This is a genomic window from Campylobacter sp. 2018MI01, from assembly GCF_018501205.1.
In the GTDB taxonomy this organism is placed as follows: Bacteria; Campylobacterota; Campylobacteria; order Campylobacterales; family Campylobacteraceae; genus Campylobacter_E.
The window spans coordinates 1-534 of sequence record NZ_JAHCZE010000137.1 but is presented as its reverse complement, the minus strand read 5'-3'; the positions used below and the strand labels follow the sequence as shown (position 1 = coordinate 534).

General features: G+C 30.9%; 1 protein-coding gene. It reads left to right on the top strand.

All coding sequences use genetic code 11. From position 1 onward, the window contains the following. A partial coding sequence (locus KJQ97_RS09355; protein WP_214120685.1) for a hypothetical protein occupies positions 1-534 on the top strand: 534 nt, incomplete at both ends.

Here is a 534-nt window from a genome sequence, read left to right as displayed (position 1 = left end):
CAGAGTAGATGGTAGTGGTTGGGAAGTTGGAACATATAAAGTATATTTATCAAGCTTAAAAACAGGAGAAATGAAAGAATACTCATTTAGTTTAGATTTAAATACAGCTAAAGATGAAGTGGTTAATAATACAACAACTCCTGAAGTAATTGTTCCAAGTGTTGGAAATGGAATTAAAGTATCTATATTTGAAGGTGATGAATCAGGCGATCACAATAACCTAAAAGAAATTAGCAATGGTTCAACTACAGTAGATGCTAATCCTTTATTTAAAGGTGAGATTAATGCTGGTGGTATTCAATCAATGCAAGTATTTATCACTTATAATGATAAGTTAATTAAAACTGATTCAGTTCTTGCTGTTGATGGTAAATTTAAATATGTTCCAGAATTAGGTTGCAATAACTTTGGAGATTACAAGTTTACATTTAATGTAATTGGAACTGATATTAAAGGTGAAGCTAGCTTAAAACTTGTTGCTGACACTCAAACAAATACACCTAGCGTAGATAATACTACAAGTGATGTGGTTGT